This window comes from Streptomyces sp. NBC_01750 (assembly GCF_035918095.1).
GTDB lineage: Bacteria > Actinomycetota > Actinomycetes > Streptomycetales > Streptomycetaceae > Streptomyces.
This window is the reverse complement of sequence record NZ_CP109137.1, coordinates 6,659,659-6,675,278: the sequence shown is the minus strand read 5'-3', so window position 1 is coordinate 6,675,278 and position 15,620 is coordinate 6,659,659. Positions and strand designations below refer to the sequence as shown.

15 protein-coding genes are annotated in these 15,620 nt (G+C 67.6%); 6 read left to right on the top strand and 9 right to left on the bottom strand.

What is annotated here, in order from left to right:
* Nucleotides 1-66: 66 nt before the first annotated feature.
* Nucleotides 67-336: an acyl carrier protein gene (locus OG966_RS30380; protein ID WP_326653145.1), complete on the bottom strand. Its 270-nt coding sequence runs from the start codon at nucleotides 334-336 to the stop codon at nucleotides 67-69.
* 48 nt (nucleotides 337-384) lie between these two features.
* Nucleotides 385-1,458, bottom strand: a complete 1,074-nt coding sequence (locus OG966_RS30375; protein ID WP_326653144.1) for an IS630 family transposase — start codon at nucleotides 1,456-1,458, stop codon at nucleotides 385-387.
* A 150-nt stretch (nucleotides 1,459-1,608) separates the two neighbouring features.
* On the opposite strand from OG966_RS30375, the gene OG966_RS30370 reads away from it, so the two are divergent.
* Nucleotides 1,609-2,847: an IS4 family transposase gene (locus tag OG966_RS30370; protein ID WP_326653143.1), complete on the top strand. Its 1,239-nt coding sequence runs from the start codon at nucleotides 1,609-1,611 to the stop codon at nucleotides 2,845-2,847.
* Nucleotides 2,848-3,044: 197 nt separating this feature from the next.
* Here the strand turns inward: OG966_RS30370 and OG966_RS30365 are convergent, their stop codons facing one another.
* From OG966_RS30365 to OG966_RS30335, 7 genes are all read right to left on the bottom strand, one after another.
* Nucleotides 3,045-4,268 carry a ketosynthase chain-length factor gene (locus OG966_RS30365; RefSeq protein WP_326653142.1) on the bottom strand — a complete coding sequence of 408 codons (1,224 nt, stop codon included), beginning with the start codon at nucleotides 4,266-4,268 and terminating at the stop codon, nucleotides 3,045-3,047.
* A complete protein-coding gene (locus OG966_RS30360; RefSeq protein ID WP_326653141.1) occupies nucleotides 4,265-5,545 on the bottom strand; it encodes a beta-ketoacyl-[acyl-carrier-protein] synthase family protein in 1,281 nt (426 codons plus the stop codon). The genes OG966_RS30365 and OG966_RS30360 overlap by 4 nt, the downstream gene beginning before the upstream one ends.
* On the bottom strand, nucleotides 5,542-5,868 hold the full coding sequence (locus OG966_RS30355) for a TcmI family type II polyketide cyclase (protein ID WP_326655433.1): 327 nt from the start codon (nucleotides 5,866-5,868) through the stop codon (nucleotides 5,542-5,544). Before OG966_RS30355 ends, OG966_RS30360 begins: the two co-directional genes overlap by 4 nt.
* Nucleotides 5,853-6,176, bottom strand: a complete 324-nt coding sequence (locus OG966_RS30350) for an aromatic-ring hydroxylase C-terminal domain-containing protein (protein ID WP_406730821.1) — start codon at nucleotides 6,174-6,176, stop codon at nucleotides 5,853-5,855. Before OG966_RS30350 ends, OG966_RS30355 begins: the two co-directional genes overlap by 16 nt.
* Nucleotides 6,173-6,295, bottom strand: coding sequence for a hypothetical protein (locus OG966_RS30345; RefSeq protein WP_326653140.1), 123 nt, complete (start codon nucleotides 6,293-6,295; stop codon nucleotides 6,173-6,175). Before OG966_RS30345 ends, OG966_RS30350 begins: the two co-directional genes overlap by 4 nt.
* A 401-nt stretch (nucleotides 6,296-6,696) precedes the next feature.
* Nucleotides 6,697-7,596, bottom strand: coding sequence for a hypothetical protein (locus tag OG966_RS30340; protein WP_326653139.1), 900 nt, complete (start codon nucleotides 7,594-7,596; stop codon nucleotides 6,697-6,699).
* Nucleotides 7,597-8,127: 531 nt separating this feature from the next.
* Nucleotides 8,128-9,912, bottom strand: coding sequence for a sigma-54-dependent Fis family transcriptional regulator (locus tag OG966_RS30335; RefSeq protein WP_326653138.1), 1,785 nt, complete (start codon nucleotides 9,910-9,912; stop codon nucleotides 8,128-8,130).
* A 180-nt stretch (nucleotides 9,913-10,092) separates the two neighbouring features.
* Here OG966_RS30335 and OG966_RS30330 point away from each other — a divergent pair, with 180 nt between their 5' ends.
* The 5 genes from OG966_RS30330 to OG966_RS30310 all read left to right on the top strand — a co-directional run bounded on the left by OG966_RS30330 (nucleotide 10,093) and on the right by OG966_RS30310 (nucleotide 15,620).
* A complete protein-coding gene (locus OG966_RS30330) occupies nucleotides 10,093-11,118 on the top strand; it encodes an NAD(P)-dependent alcohol dehydrogenase (protein ID WP_326653137.1) in 1,026 nt (341 codons plus the stop codon).
* A gap of 17 nt (nucleotides 11,119-11,135) precedes the next feature.
* A complete protein-coding gene (locus OG966_RS30325; protein ID WP_326653136.1) occupies nucleotides 11,136-12,734 on the top strand; it encodes an extracellular solute-binding protein in 1,599 nt (532 codons plus the stop codon).
* Nucleotides 12,735-12,814: 80 nt separating this feature from the next.
* Nucleotides 12,815-13,693: a carbohydrate ABC transporter permease gene (locus OG966_RS30320; protein WP_326653135.1), complete on the top strand. Its 879-nt coding sequence runs from the start codon at nucleotides 12,815-12,817 to the stop codon at nucleotides 13,691-13,693.
* Nucleotides 13,690-14,535 (top strand): carbohydrate ABC transporter permease, encoded by an 846-nt coding sequence (locus OG966_RS30315; RefSeq protein ID WP_108153094.1) that lies wholly within the window; start codon nucleotides 13,690-13,692, stop codon nucleotides 14,533-14,535. Before OG966_RS30320 ends, OG966_RS30315 begins: the two co-directional genes overlap by 4 nt.
* Nucleotides 14,532-15,620 carry an ABC transporter ATP-binding protein gene (locus OG966_RS30310; protein ID WP_108153093.1) on the top strand — a complete coding sequence of 363 codons (1,089 nt, stop codon included), beginning with the start codon at nucleotides 14,532-14,534 and terminating at the stop codon, nucleotides 15,618-15,620. The genes OG966_RS30315 and OG966_RS30310 overlap by 4 nt, the downstream gene beginning before the upstream one ends.

Below are 15,620 nucleotides of genomic sequence, written 5' to 3'. Positions count from 1 at the left end.
ACCGCCGGCCCCGTCGGGGCATCGACGGTTGACCGGCGGGGACCGGCGGCGCGGTGTGGGGGGGGGTCAGGCGACGCCGGACGGCACCAGCACGCCGTTGACGGCCTCGATCAGGGCGCGTGGCGTCCTGGCATCGGTCAGCGTGTCGTCGTCCAGCGTCACACCGAACTCGCGTTCGATGCGACTGCCGGTCTCCAGCATGGCCAACGACTCGTAGCCGAGCGACTCGAAGTCGGTGTCGAGGATGTCTCCGTCGAGGTCGACGCCTTCGTCCGCGCCGGCACCCTCGCGCAGGATGCGCTTCAGGTCGTCGACGGTGAACTCGTGGGCAGACATGAATGGCTGTCCTTTCATCTCGGTGGGGCGGTCACTGCGGGGGCCGGGCTAGTGAGCCGGTCCGGAGATCCTGTCGCAGTAGTGGCAGATCTGGTCGGCGGTCTTGGTCCACTTGAAGGGCCGGGCGGCCTCGTTCCAGATCTTGATCCATTCGTCGAGTGCGGTCTTGAGATCGTCGAGTGAGCAGAAGACGCCACGTTCCAGACAGCGTCGTTGCAGTTCGGCGAACCACCGCTCGACCTGGTTGATCCACGACGAGTAGGTCGGGGTGAAGTGCAGGGTGAACCGGGGGTGTGCGAGCAGCCACCTGTGCACCACCGGTGCCTTGTGGGCGGAGAGGTTGTCGCAGATGACATGGACCGCCAGGCCTGGCTCGGTCTGGCGGTCGATCTCCGCCAGGAAGTCCCGGAAGTCCACGGCCCGGTGCTGCGCGGACAGGCGGCTGATCACCTGTCCGGTTGCCGTGTTCAGCGCGGCGAACAGGTCGATGGTGCCGTGCCGCACGTAGTCGAAGCTGCGGCGCTCGGGCACTCCGGGCAGCACCGGCAGCACCGGCGCGGTCCGCTCCAGCGCCTGGATCTGGGGTTTCTCGTCAACGGAGAAGACCACCGCATGGGCCGGCGGTGCCAGATAGAGCCCGACCACGTCCCGGATCTTGTCGATCAGCAGCGGGTCCGGGGAGATCTTGAACTCCTCGGTCCGCCAGGGCTGCAGGCCGAAGGCCCGCCAGATGCGGTGCACGCTGCTGGGCGAGATCCCCACCTGCCGGGCCAATTCCCGCTTCGACCAGTGCGTGCCGCCCTCGGGGACTTCTTCGAGGGTGCGCACCACCACCTCTTCCACCTGGGCGTCGGTGATGGTGCGCGGCACTCCGGGACGCGGCTCGTCGGACAGGCCGTCCAGCCGGTCCTGCAGGAACCGGTCCCGCCAACGGCGCACCGTGGAGCGGTCCGTGTCACACCGCGCGGCGACCACGGTGTTGTTCCACCCCCGGGCACACGCGAGCACGATCCGCGCCCGCTTCGCCAGGCCCTGCGCAGTCGTGCGGCGCTTGGCCCAGTTCTCCAACACCACCCGCTCAGCCTCAGACAGCACCAGCGGCTCCAGCCTCGGATCACCCATGCCCCCAGCACAACGCAGCCCCACCGCTCCTCGCAGCAGACCACCAAGATCTGAAACGAGAAGCGACACACGAGGCGAGCTACCGACTCAAAACCAGCTCACTAGACGCAATACCGGTGACTTTGGGGTTTTCGGGTCGTTGGGTGTGGTGTGCCAAGGCCCGGACAGGTGAAGTCGTCGTCGGATGACCGATTTTCGGATCGGATCGCGATTGGGGTGCTGACCCGCGCGTTTCCGCCGGAGTTGGTGGATGAGGTGGTCGCGGGATGTGGCCGGGTCGAGCAGCGCCAACGGCTGCTGCCCGCCCGGGTGGTGGTCTATTTCGTGCTGGCGATGTGTCTGTTCTCCGGGCAGGGCTATGAGGAGGTCGCCCGACTCCTGACGCACGGACTGGAGCGGATGGGCCGGTGGAAGGGGACCTGGCAGGTGCCGACCACCGCGGCGATCGGCCGGGCCCGTCTGCGACTGGGCCCGGAGCCGCTAAAGGCACTGTTTGCCCGGGTGTGCCGGCCGGTGGCGACCGAGGACACGAGCGGGGCCTGGTATCGGGGGTGGCGGCTGGTCGCGGTGGACGGCACCACCTTCGACGTGCCGGACACCGAGGCCAATGCCGCCTTCTTCGGCCGCCCGGGAGTCAGCCGCGGACAGGAGAAGAGCGCCTATCCGCAGGTGAGGGTGGCCGCGCTGGCCGAGTGCGGCACCCACGCTGTCTTCGCGGCGGAGGCGGGACCGCTGGCTGTCCATGAAACCGAGCTGGCCCAGCGCCTGTTCAGCTCACTGACGCCGGGCATGCTACTGCTGGCCGACCGGGGCTTTCGCGGCTTCGACCTGTGGCGGGCCGCCGCCGCAACCGGCGCCGACCTGCCGTGGCGGGTCAGGAACGACGCCGTACTCCCCGTCCGGGCCCTGCTGGAGGACGGCTCCTACCTCTCGGAGATTGTTGCGGCCCGGGACAAGAACCGTCGCGCGGACCCGGCCCGGGTCCGGGTAATCGAGTACACGCTCGGCCGCGACGGCAGCGACACGGTGTACCGGCTGATCACCACCATCCTCGACCCGAAAGCCGGCCCTGCCGCCTCGCTGGCCGCGCTGTACGCCCAGCGATGGGAGATCGAGAGCACGCTGGATGAGATCAAGACTCATCTCGGAGGCCCCCGCCTCGTCCTACGCTCCCAGCACCCCCGCGGCGCCGAGCAGGAGATCTTCGCCTTCCTGCTGGTGCACCACGCACTGCGAGACCTAATGCACCAGGCCGCACAGCAATCCGAGCAGGACCCGGACCGGATTTCCTTCACCCGCACCCTGCGCGTCGTCCGCCGCCACGTCACCGACCAGGCGGCATTTTCCCCCCTCCCGGCTGGCCCGGGCACTGGTCACGGCCCTGCATGAGATCCGCGAACGGCTCTTGGCACCCCGGCGGTTGCGCTCCAGCCCCCGCGTCATCAAACGCAAGATGTCCAACTGGAAGCTCAAACGCGCCGAGCACCACAATCCGCCCCGGCCGGACACTCCCCGCGTGACCCTGGTCGGGCCGACCAAGGCCAGACCGACCCGCCGGAAGACAACCTAAATCACCGGTATTGTCACTAGACGGCGCGTGCCACCAGCGCGGAGTTGAAGCCGCCGTGGCCGCGGGCGACCACCAGGGCGGAGCGGACCGTCGCGGTGCGCTCCTCTTCGACGACCAGGTCCAGGTCGTACTCGGGGTCGGGGGTGACGCCGATGGAGGGCGGGATCACTCCGTCGCGCATGGCGAGGAACGCGGCGGCCACGTCCAGCGGTGCCGCGCCCGAGTAGAGGCGTCCGGTCATGGTCTTGGGCGCGGTGACCGGCACGGCCCGCGGACCGAACACCCGGGAGATCGCCTCGGCCTCGACACGGTCCAGCTCGGGGATCGCGGCCGCGTCGGCGAACACCACGTCGATCTCCTCCGGAGCGACGCCCGCGTCGGCCAGCGCCAGTTCGATCGCCCTGGCCAGCCCCGGGGGACGGCCGCTGCCCGGCCGGGGGTCCAGGGTGGAGCCGTATCCGGCGATCTCTCCGTAGACCACCCGGGCCCCTCGGGCACGGGCGCTCTCCAGATCCTCGAGGACCAGCAGCGCCCCGCCCTCCCCCGGCACATGTCCTCGCGCGGCGGCGTCGAAGGGCAGATACGCCCGCTCCGGGTCCTCACTCGTGCTCAGCCGGCCGCCTGCCATCTGGGCGACCCAGCCCCACGGGCAGATCGAGGCGTCGACGGCCCCTGACATCACCAGCCCGGTGCCCTTGCGGATCTGACGCCGGGCCTGAGCGATCGCGTCGAGCCCGCCCGCCTGGTCGCTGACGATCACACCGCTCGGGCCGCGCATGCCGTTGCGGATGGAGATCTGGCCGCTGTTGACCGCGTAGAACCAGGCGAAGGACTGGTAGGCGCTCACGTAACGGCTGCCCTTGCTCCACAGCGCCTGCAGCTCCCGCTGGCCGAACTCGAAACCGCCCGACGAGCTGGCCGTGATCACGCCCATGCCGTAGTCGGGCAGTTCCCGCGGGTCGACACCCGCGTCGGCGAGCGCCCAGTCTGCGCTCGCCAGAGCGATCCGGGTCATCCGGTCGGTCTGTGGCAGCAGCCGCCCCGGCAGATGGTCCTCGGCGACGAAGTCGTTGATCTCCCCCGCCAGCCGGGCCGGGTACTGCGTGGGGTCGAACCGCGAGATACGGCCGATGCCGCTGATCCCCTTGCGGGCCGCCGCCCAGTACGTGTCCGTGCCACAGCCGTTGGGGGCGGCCACGCCCAGACCGGTGACCACGGTTCTGACGGCGGCGCCGCTCATGCCGCTCTCCTTTCGGGACGGGCCAGCACCATCGCGCTCTGGAATCCGCCGAAGCCGCTGCCCACCGAGAGCACGGCGTCGGTCCGCCAGTCCCGTGCCGTCAACGGCACGTAGTCCAGGTCGCACTCGGGGTCGGGCGTGTGCAGGTTGGCGGTCGGCGGCACGACACCGTGTTCCATCGCGAGCGCGCTGGCCGCGATCTCGATCGAACCGATGGCGCCCAGCGAGTGACCGACCATCGACTTGATCGAGCTGACGGGCACCTGGTAGGCGTGCTCGCCCAGGCTGCGTTTGAAGGCGGCGGTCTCGTGCCGGTCGTTCTGTTTGGTGCCCGAGCCGTGCGCGTTGACGTAGTCGACATCGTCCGGATCGAGCCGGGCCTCGTTCAGGGCGACCCGGATCGCCTCGGCCATCTCCCGTCCGTCGGGGCGCAGGCCCGTCATGTGGAAGGCGTTGCTGCGCGTGGCGTAGCCGGCGACCTCCGCGTAGACATGCGCGCCGCGACGTCTGGCGCTGTCCAGTTCCTCCAGGACGAAGACGGCCGCTCCCTCACCCAGGACGAATCCGTTGCGGGTGCTGTCGAAGGGACGGGAGGCGTGCTCCGGATCGTCGTTGCGCGACGTGGTCGCCTTGATCGCGTCGAAACACGCCACCGTGATCGGTGAGATGGGGGCGTCCGACGCGCCGGCCACCATGACGTCGGCCGAGCCCTCACGGATCAGCTCGGTGGCGTAGCCCACCGCGTCCAGCCCGGAGGTGCAGCCGGTGGAGACCACCATGGCGGGGCCCTCGGCACCCACGGCCCACGCCACCTCGGCGGCGAAGGAGCTGGGCACCAGGTAGTTGTAGAGGTGCGGGACGGCGTAGGTGTGGTCGACGAGTTCGAGCCGGCCGCTGTCGCTGACGATGCGGTACTCCTCGTCCAGCCCCATGGTGGCGCCGACCGCGCTGCCGATCGTCACGCCGGTGCGGTGCGGATCGAGGGCGGTGAGGTCCAGTCCGCTGTCCGCCACCGCCTCGCGTGCGGTCACCACGGCGAACTGCGCGGCCCGGTCCATCCGCCGGATCTGCTGGGTGTTCAGCCCGAGGAGTTCGGCGTCGAAGTCGACCTCCGCAGCGACCTGCGAGCGGAACGGGGTCGGGTCGAAGAAACTGATGCGGCGGGTGGCGGTGCGGCCGTCGGTCAGCAGACTCCAGAAGTTCTTGACGCCCACACCACCGGGCGCGGTGACGCCGATTCCGGTGATGACGACCCGCCGGCCATGCGGCGCGCTCACCGTGCGGTCCAGTGGTAGAAGCGCTCCGCCATGGCGTCGGCGGGAGAGCGCCAGGCGGCCGGGTCGTAGGCCGTGATGAACGGTTTCAGGTCGTTGCTGATGGTGACGAACCGGGAGTCGGTCTTCGCCTCCTCGATGCGCTCGCCACCGTCTTCGCCGTCGAAGTCCTGCAGGTGGAAATACAAGCCACGGTACGAGAAGAGCTCTCGGCGCCTGGTTCCCATCCGATGCGGCATCTCCGTGTCGTCGAACGCGCCGAAGAGGCTCGCGACCTCCGCGGCCGAGTGGGGTTCCATCCGGGCCACGATCAACGTGCTGTGCATCCACATCTCCTTATCGGGATGGTCGGATTCGGGAGGGGCGAAGCAGTGTTCGAGCGCCATGGGCAGGTGTGGTGGCTGCCGGGCGCGGCCCGGGCCATGTGCCCGTCGGGGCGTACGAGGACGGCCGATGTGCCGGTGCGCGGGCTGCCGGGCCGGAGCCCGTGGGGAGCCGCGGTCACGACGTCCACACGGTCGGACCAGCCCGACGACGCCCGGCCGCGGAGGACGGCGTTGTCCTCCAGGTCGAGCAGAACGCCCCTCCCCGCGTGCAGTTCCTGGGTGCGGCTGGTCTTGCGGTTGCCGGTCACCAACTCCCGAAGTGCCCCGCGTCGCTGGTGCCGATGTCACCGAAGCGGTTCAGCAGTCCGCGCCGGTCGAGCATGAGACCGGCGGGACCCGCTCCGGCGACGATGACTGATGCGTCCATGGCTGCGCCCTCGGGGAGACGTCGAAATGAGATGGGTACACCGAAGCGGCGCACCGGAATATCCCGTCGGTGCGCCGCGCGAGAAATTCAGTGATTTCACTTCGGGCCGGATGAGGAATATCCCCCAAACGGCCGTCGATTATCCCGGCCGGTGAACCGACACAGTTCTGAGGAAGTTAGTGATCAGCTTCTTCGAAGAACCGGAGAATGTCAATGCCGCTTTCTCAAAGCAGCGACAGGGCCGAGTCAGAGAATGGTTAAATCCCCCTGTGCGGCAACGCGGTTTCACCTGGCCAGGGTGCGCATGCGACGCGGTTTCACACGCGCTCGCATATTTGCCGGAAAACGAGAGCGGGCACGGCGCCGAGGCCGTGCCCGCTCGTTCCTGGAGGTCCGATCCGTCAGGAGCGACCGCCAGTGCGCGCTCCGAGAGACCGCAGGACATCCTCCTCGTGGTAGAACGTGCGGCCCTTGCCGCTGCGCCGCCGCCACCGCTGTTCGCTGGCATGGCGGTACACGCTGCCGGAGGGAATCCCCCACAGCAGGGAGATGTCCCGGGCGCTCAGCCACCGCACCGTCGGCGCCGGGAGCGCCGGGCCGGCCGACCGCTCCGTCCGGTCCGCCGACGCGCCGCGGCTCAGCGCCATCCACTCCTGCGCGGACCAGCGGTGGGAGGGAACCGCGGCGCAGCTGATCTCGACCGGCGGATCGGCCCGGTCGGCGCGCACCACGGCCGTCAGCCCGCCCTCGCAGTCCGCCACGACGCACGTCCCGACCTGCATGCCTCGGCCGGGGGACGGGTCGATCACATACCGCGCCCGGCGTACCGCTCGCGCCACCTCCCCGGACAGCTCCCCCGCGGCTTCGTGGGCGGCCAGCCACCCGGCGTGCCGGATCAGGAACTCGACGACGCCGGCCACCGTGTCCCGGGGCGCGGCGACGACCCGCTCCCCGACGACCAGCCCGGCCCAGGAACGCAGCACACCGAGGATCACGGAGCGGGCCTCGGCCGCCGCGGTGTTGAAGGGGAGCCCGGGCAACGAGCCGCCGCCGGACGTACGTTCGCGCGGCCGGTCGGAGCCCCCAAGGAGCAGTCCGCACTCGTCGTACAGGCGGGGCAGCCGCGTCAGATCGCTGGTCAGGTGGAGGACGCAGGCCGGGCAGAGCCGGGTTCCGGCCGCGGTGAGGTCTCGGGGACGCGCCGATGCCTCACTCTTGCCGCGGCATGCGATGCCCTCGCATTCCGCGAGCTCCGCCACCGCGTAGAGCGCCCGTGTCGTGTCATTGAATTCGCGTGTCATGTTGCCCCCGTCTCAAAGTGGGGCGAATATATTTCGCGGATTCCACGACAGGCAAGGAAAGGCCCGTTCTATGTCAATCCTCTGTAGCGGGCCTTCCATTTCCCTGACGGAGCTGTCCTGTATATGTCGATCGGCTTGAACCGATCGACGTCCGTCACATTTCGGACGGTACGTGATCGATTTTCGGCCGATCGGCGATACCGTCAAGGACGGAGTCCAGGCAAATTTCGAACCGCTATTGCGGATCGTCCTTGCGGGCGGCCTCTCCGAGACAGCTCATACATCGGGCAACGGCTGGTCTTCATCAGCCAGGCCGTCTGCAGGGGCCAGTTCGGAGCGCGCTTCCTCCTGACTGCACCACCCTCTCGCCCACAGCAGCTGGTTCAGGCCGATCTCCGAGTCGACGGGCGCCCCGCACACAGGAGGCGACGGTGCCGTAGACCGCCATGGAGATATCGGCGTCGATCCGATTGCTGGAGAGCACGGCCGGCGCGCCCTCCAGTACGCCACTGGGGAACGCCGGTGGGAGTCCTAGGTGAGGCTCGACGGGACGATCCCGTAACGGCGCATCTTGCGGTACATGGTGGCGCGGGAGATGCCGAGATCCTGTGCGGTGCGCTGGACGTTGGAGCTGCGGTCCATCAGCCCTCGGAGAATGGCGTCCCGTTCCAGCGCTTCGATGGTGGTCAGGACTTTGTGCGAGGACACCCGGCATTCCGGCGGGAGATCCTCCACTCGCAGGATCCGGACGGACTGCCGCCGCGCCAGGCCACGGATCACCGACTCGAGCTGCCGGACATTCTCCGGCCAGGGGCAGCGCTGCAGCATCGTCAGCGCATCCGGGGAGCAGCTGCTCTCTCCGCTCGGCCTGTATTTGAGCAGGAAGAACCGGACCAGGTGCTCGATGTCTCCATAGCGATGACGGAGGGGAGGCACCTCTACCGAGGCGTCGCACAGACGGTCGAGCACGTCGTCGGTCGTGACCATGGACGGTTGGCTGGTCATGATCAGTTGCCCGGTGGCGGTCGTGTCCAGGTGTGTCAGGAGGCTTCGCAGCTGCTGGCGCGAGTGGGCGGCAAGAAGGTGGACATCGCGCAGGACGACCACGTTCGACGGCTCGGCCAGCAGCTCGCGGACGTTGCGCAGCCATTGCTCGGTGGCGTGCGTCGACTCCGACAGCGGCGCTTCCACCCTCTCGAGCCGGCGCCCGGCACCTTTGGCTCGGTGGAGGGCTTCGATCAGCGTCCCCTTCCCGGCCCCGGCTTCTCCCACGAGATGAAGCCAGGACCCGGCGACGAACGCCGCTTCGGTTTCGGCGACCGCGCTCAGCCATCGCGGGGAGGAGCCCACCAGGCCCAGGCCCGATCGTGTGGATCCAGCGGAAGCGACCGGTCCGGACTGGGGACGCCCGATGACCCGGATTCGGAAGATGGTGCCCGCGTCGCTGTCCTCGCGCCGGCTACGGCTCACCCGGAGCTCGGCGATGCGTCCGGAGGGGAGTGCGATGCTCCGGGTACCTTCGAACCGGAGGTCGTCGGCGATCTCACGTGCGTGGTCGAGCAGTGCGTAGTGATCCGTCCCTGTAACGGCCGATCTCAGCTGCTCGTTCATCATGACGACATCGCGATTGATGGCCAGAACAGGTCCGGGGCGCACCGAGGAGCACGCGTCCATGTAGTCCTGGAACAGGGCCCGTTCCCGTCGCGAGCTGATCGCGGCGATCTCACTTTCGATCTGGCCCGCGACAGAGCGGGCCAGGGCCATGAGCATGCCGGCTGAGCCCTGACGGGCCGTGGTCAGGTTGAAGGCTCCCAGCAGGGTGCGCCGGGTGGGATGCAGGATCGGCACGGCCGCGCAGTAGAAGTCCCGCAGCGCCTCGACGTAGTGCTGACTTCCGGCGATCATGACCGGGCGGCCGCTGGCCAGTGCGGTCCCGATGCCGTTGGTGCCCACGTAGCGCTCGGCGAACACGTGGCCCGGGGCCAGCTGCACTCGGTTCAGCCGCGTCGTCAGAGCCTGCTGGGAGACCATGCGGGACAGCACCACGCCGTTGCGGTCGGTGACCATCGTGGACACCGGGTCGTCGGCCAGTTGCTCGTGCAGCGCGTTCAGGATCGGTAGCGCCGCTTTGGCGAGCGGGCTGTCCAGATTGGGGTTCTCGAGGTAGGGAGCGTCGATGCAGCTCGACTTCACCTGGTACTCGATCGAGCGCTGCCAGGAGGCGACCACGAGCGGGCGGGCGCTCGGATCCTTGGTGATCTCCTGGTAAAGCTCTCTGGCTGCTGTCAGAGAGCTGCCAGGTTGATGTCGGGGCATTTAACACTCCCGTATCGCGCGCGTCATCCCTCGGTGGAGTGATTGGAGCACCTCGATGACGCCGCGCCTATGGCCTGTATCACATTGATACATCCGCGGACCGCTTCTGAGACATCGGCCTGCGCGCGGCGGGCTGTGTAATCGGCGCACCATCCACCCCGCCGATTCGCAGGGAGCGCCATGAAAGCCGTGCAGGTCATCGAGTACGACGAGCCGCCAGTGCTCGTGAATGTGCCGGACCCGCAGATCACCGGTCCGCTGGATGTGATCGTGAAGGTCGGGGGCGCGGGGGTCTGCCGCACCGATCTGCACATTCTCGAAGGACAGTGGAGCGACAAGAGCGGGGTCGTCCTGCCCTACACCATCGGTCATGAGAATGCCGGCTGGGTGCAGGAGGTGGGACAGGCCGTCACCAACGTCAAGGTCGGCGACCCTGTCATCCTGCACCCTCTCGTGACCTGCGGTCTGTGCCGTGCCTGCCGGGCCGGCGACGACGTGCACTGTATGAACTCGGCCTTCCCGGGCATCGACACCGACGGGGGCTACGCGGAGTACCTGAAGACCACCGCCCGCTCAGTGGTGGCACTCGACCCGTCCCTTGAGCCGGCCTCGGTTGCGGCCCTGGCCGATGCCGGGCTGACGGCGTACCACGCTGTCGCCAAGGCGGCCCGGGTCCTGCGACCGGGCGATCGGGCCGTGGTGATCGGCGCCGGAGGTCTCGGGCACATCGGCATCCAAGTGCTCCGGGCCCTGTCGCCGGTCGAGATGATCGTGATCGACCGAAGCCCGGACGCTCTTGCCCTCGCCAAGGAACTGGGCGCCGAACACACGCTGGTCGCGGACGGGAGTGAGAGCGGACGCGTCCTGGAACTCACCGGCGGGCACGGGGCCGAGGCGGTTCTGGACTTCGTGGGCGAGGGCGGTGCCGTCGAGACCGGCGTGGCCTGCCTGCGCCGCAACGGCAACTACTACGTCATCGGCTACGGCGGCCGTCTCGACGTTCCGACGATCGACGTCATCTCCACCGAGATCAACTTCATCGGCAACCTCGTGGGGTCCTACAACGACCTCTCCGAGCTGATGGTCCTGGCAGCCCAGGGCAAGGTCAGCCTGCACACCCAGCGGTACCCCCTGGCGTCCTTCCGTGACGCCCTCGAAGACTTGTCCGCCGGTGCCGTCCGCGGCCGAGCGATCTTGATCCCGTGAGTCGAAGGAGCAGACCCATGCGCAACAACTCGTACAAGGGCATGATCGCCGCCGCGGCCGTCGTGGCCCTCACCGCCACAGGATGTACCGGCCAGGACAAGGCGGAGAGCAAGCCCGACAAGCCGGCGCTGTTCAAGCAGGGTTCGGACATCAGCTACAGAAAGTACGGCGAGGACTACCCGGCCACGAAGGTCAAGGACGTACCGGGTTCCTGCAGTTACGAGTCGATCAGCCGTAAGGACTACTCCGGGCAGACGCTGAAGATCATCAGCCATGCCGTCCCCGTCATCGGCGAGCCGACCAAGCTGCATGCCAGGCAGTTCGAGGAGATCACCGGGGCGAAGGTGGAGGTGGTCAACGTCCCGTTCGGGGAGCTGCACCAGAAGATCCTCACGCCCCTGCAAGCGAACCAGCCGGCGTACGACGTCATGTTCTACCCCTCCTTGTGGATCGGCGACATGGCCCCGTATCTGGCCCCGGTGCCGCAGGAGTACCTGGACACCCCCGGCATGAAGGACGTCACGAAGGCCTATATGGACGTGGCCACCTGGAACGGGCAGGTCGTGCAGTACCCCGTGGACGGTGACCGGCATTACCTCAAGGTCCGCACGGACGTACTGAAGGACCCGAAGCAGCAGGCGGCGTACAAGGCGGCCACTGGCAAGGACCTGCGCACGCCCAAGACGTGGGCCGAATACCAGGAGGTCGCCAAGTTCTTCAGCGGCAAGGACGTCGACGGCGACGGCAAGCCCAACTTCGGCAGTGCCGAGGTGACCAAGCGTGACGACCTGACGTTCTCCGCCTTCATCAGCCGGGCGGCACCGTACGTGAAGAACCCGGACGTCAAGGGGGGCGTCTTCTTCGACCTGGACACCATGAAGCCTCTGATCAACACCCCCGGCTTCGTACGCGCTCTCGACGACATGGTGAAGGCCAAGTCGACCTGGGCACCCGGTGGCGCCAACTTCGGTCTGGGCGACGAGATCTTCTCCTTCGGAGGCGGCCAGACGCTGATGTCCTACTCATGGGACGACGCGTTCATCCAGGCCCAGCAGCCGGACAGCAAGATACGCAACAAGATCGAAGCGGCGGCGCTGCCCGGTTCCACCGAGGTCTACAACCGCACCAAAAAGGCGTGGGACAAGAAGCCGAACCAGGCTCCGTACTTCACCTGGGGGTGGACCTCGGCGGTGTCCAAGGCCTCGGGCCACCAGAAGATGGCCTTCGACTACCTGTGCTTCTTCAGCAACGAGGCCAATACCGCCCTCGACCTGACCATCGGCCGCTTCGGCGTCAATCCCTACCGCAACGCCCACTTCGATGCGGCGTTCTGGGAGAAGCAGGGCTGGGACAAGGACGTCGCGAAGTCGTACGTGCAGACGCTCTCCGGCATGGAGAAGAGCACCAACCGCGTCTTCGACCTGCGTGTCCCCGGCGTCAACCAGTACATGTCCGCGCTGGCCAACGGCGTCGCCGCAGCTCTGGCGGGGCAGAAGACGCCGCAGCAGGCGCTGGACGAGGCGGCCAGGGAATGGGCCAAGATCACCGAGCAGATCGGCAAGGACACCGTCCACGACGCCTATCGCAACGTGGTCGCGCTCGAGGACTACCGCTGACCCGACCACAGGACGCCCCGGGTGGCCGGCCGGTCCGGCCGGCCACCCGGGGGCGACCGCCCCTTTCCACAAGGAGCACCATGTACGGCCTGCGCCGGCACAAGAGCATGTTCCTGCTCCCAGGACTGCTCACACTCCTACTGATCATCATCTTCCCCCTTCTGTTCACGATTCGCGTGAGCTTCTCCGGCTGGAACGTCAGCAGCCCTCAGATGGACTTCATCGCAGGGGCCAACTACGCCACGATGCTGCACGACAGCCGCTTCTGGTCGTCGATCATGCGCCTGATCCTGCTGGCCGGCGGCACCGTCCTGATCCAGTACGTCATCGGATTCGGCATGGCCCTGCTCGTCTGGCGCGATGTACGCGGCCGCAGGTTCTGGCGGGTGCTGTTCCTCGTCCCCATGATGACCACTCCCGTCGTGATGGCCGCCATCTGGCAGATGATCTTCCACGAGTCGCTGGGGCCGCTGAACGATCTACTCGGGATGCTGGGCCTGACCAAGGTTGCCTGGCTCACCGAGTCCGGGCCGGCGCTGGTCGCGCTGATGACCGTCGAGGTCTGGCAGTGGACCCCCTTCATGTTCCTGCTGCTGCTGGCCGGCCTGCTGAGCCTTCCCAAGGAACCGTTCATGGCCGCCGCGATCGACGGCGCCGACGTGTGGCGCACCTTTTGGAGGGTGACCTTCCCGCTGATGGCGCCGGTGTCGGTCGCGGCGGTCATCATCCGGCTGATCGAGGCCTCCAAGCTCTCCGACAGCGTCTACGTGCTGACCTCCGGTGGACCGGGCTCCTCCACGGAGACTCCGGGCTACTACCTCTACATCCAGGGGCTGCGGGATCAGCAGACCGGCTACAGCGGGGCGATGTCCCTGACCTACCTGGTCCTGATGATCGTCACGCTCACCGTTGTCGCCGCCTTGCTCACCAGGGCCCTCAAGCTGAAGGGGCACTCATGAGGCCGCGCCTTTACCCCGTATTCAAGTACACCGTGATCGCAGTGTGGGCCTGCTTCGTCGCGGGACCGTTCTTCTGGGCCATGACGACCAGTTTCAAGGACGCCAACGCAGTGCAGGGCGGCGCCACATATCTTCCCTGGATCCAGTACCAGCCCACCGCCACCGGCTGGCGCAACATCTTCGGCGGAGCCGGTGGCATCGATGTGATCCAGCCCTTCATCAACAGTGCCATCGTCACCATCGCCGCCTCGGCCATCAGCCTCGTTCTCGGATCCCTGGCCGCCTACGCGTTGTCCCGCTACCGGTTCAAGATCGGCTTCATCAAGAACAGCGACATCGTCTTCTTCTTCGTGTCACAACGGATCATGCCGCCCGTCGTCCTGGTGATCCCTTTCTTCTATCTACTGCAGTGGGCGGGCCTCCTGGACAGCATCGCGGGACTGGTCATCGTGACGGTCGCCCTGCTGCTGCCGATCGCGGTGTGGGTGATGGTGGACTTCTTCAACGGCATCCCGCGTGAGATCGACGAGATGGCCATGCTCGACGGATGCGGGCCGTTGCAGACCTTCGTGCGGGCGATCCTGCCGAACTCCCTGCCCGGGCTGACCGTGGCCGCGATGTTCTGCGCGGTGTTCGGCTGGAACGACTTCTTCTTCGCCTTCAGGCTGACCTTCACCGAGGTCCAGACTCTGCCCCAGGCGGTCGTCGCCCTCAACTCGTCCATCCCGCCCTGGTGGACCCTGTCCGCGGCTGCCCTGTTCGGTGTGGCGCCGCTGGTCCTGCTCGCCATCTGGGTGGAGCGCTATCTGTCAAAAGGCAACCTGTCGGGAGCAGTCCGATGACCCTGAGTGCCACTGATCTGAGCCTGACCATCGATGGCGTCGACCATCTCAAGAGCGTGACCGCAATCTTTGAACCGGGACGGCTCCACACTGTCATCGGCCGGACCATGGCGGGAAAGACGACGCTGCTGCGGGCCCTGGCCGGGCTGCAGGTGGTGGACTCCGGCTCCCTGACCAGGGACGGAGCCGACCTCCTGAGAACGCCGGTCTGGCGGCGCGACACCGCCATGGTCTACCAGCAGTTCATCAACTACCCACATCTCAGCGTGTTCGGCAACGTGGCCTTCCCGCTCCGCCGCCAGGGACTGTCACGGGACGAGATCCAACGGCGGGTCAGCAAGAGCCTGGCGCTTGTCGGCCTGACCGGCTTCGAGCGGCGCAAGCCGTCGCAGCTCTCCGGCGGACAGCAGCAGCGCGTCGCCGTGGCGCGCGCCCTCGCACGCGGCACGGGAATTCTCCTGCTCGACGAGCCACTGGCCAACCTCGACTACAAACTGCGCGAACAGCTGCGCGACGAGTTCAAGACCCTCTTCTCGGACCAGGGCGACACAATAGTGGTCTATACGACGACCGAGCCCGCCGAGGCGATGATGCTCGGTGACGTGGTGCTGGTCATGCACGAGGGACGGATCCTCCAGGTCGGCCCCCCACAGGAGGTCTTCGAGCGCCCGGCGACGACCACGGTGGCATCCATCATCAACGACCCGCCCATGAACATCTTCCCTGGCCGGATCGAGGGCGGTCAGGTCACGGTGGCCGGCTTCCAGGCCACGCACGTATCCGCGCATCTCGCCGACCTGCCCGACGGCGCCTACCAGTTCGGCCTGCGGGCAACGGATGTCAGCCTGGCCTCCGCCGGTGTCGAGGGCGCGGTCACCTTCGTGGAGATCTCCGGCTCCGAGACCTTCGTTCACGCGGCTGTCGGCAAGACTCCGTTCGTCATACAGATCGAGGGCATCCATGACGTCGCTCTCGGTGACCTTGTGAAGCTCCGGCTACGCCCCGAGCGGCTGTACGCCTTCGACGAGAAGGGCTCGCTCGTGCGGACACCTTCGTACGATCTTGTTTCAGTGGGAGGGCGTTGA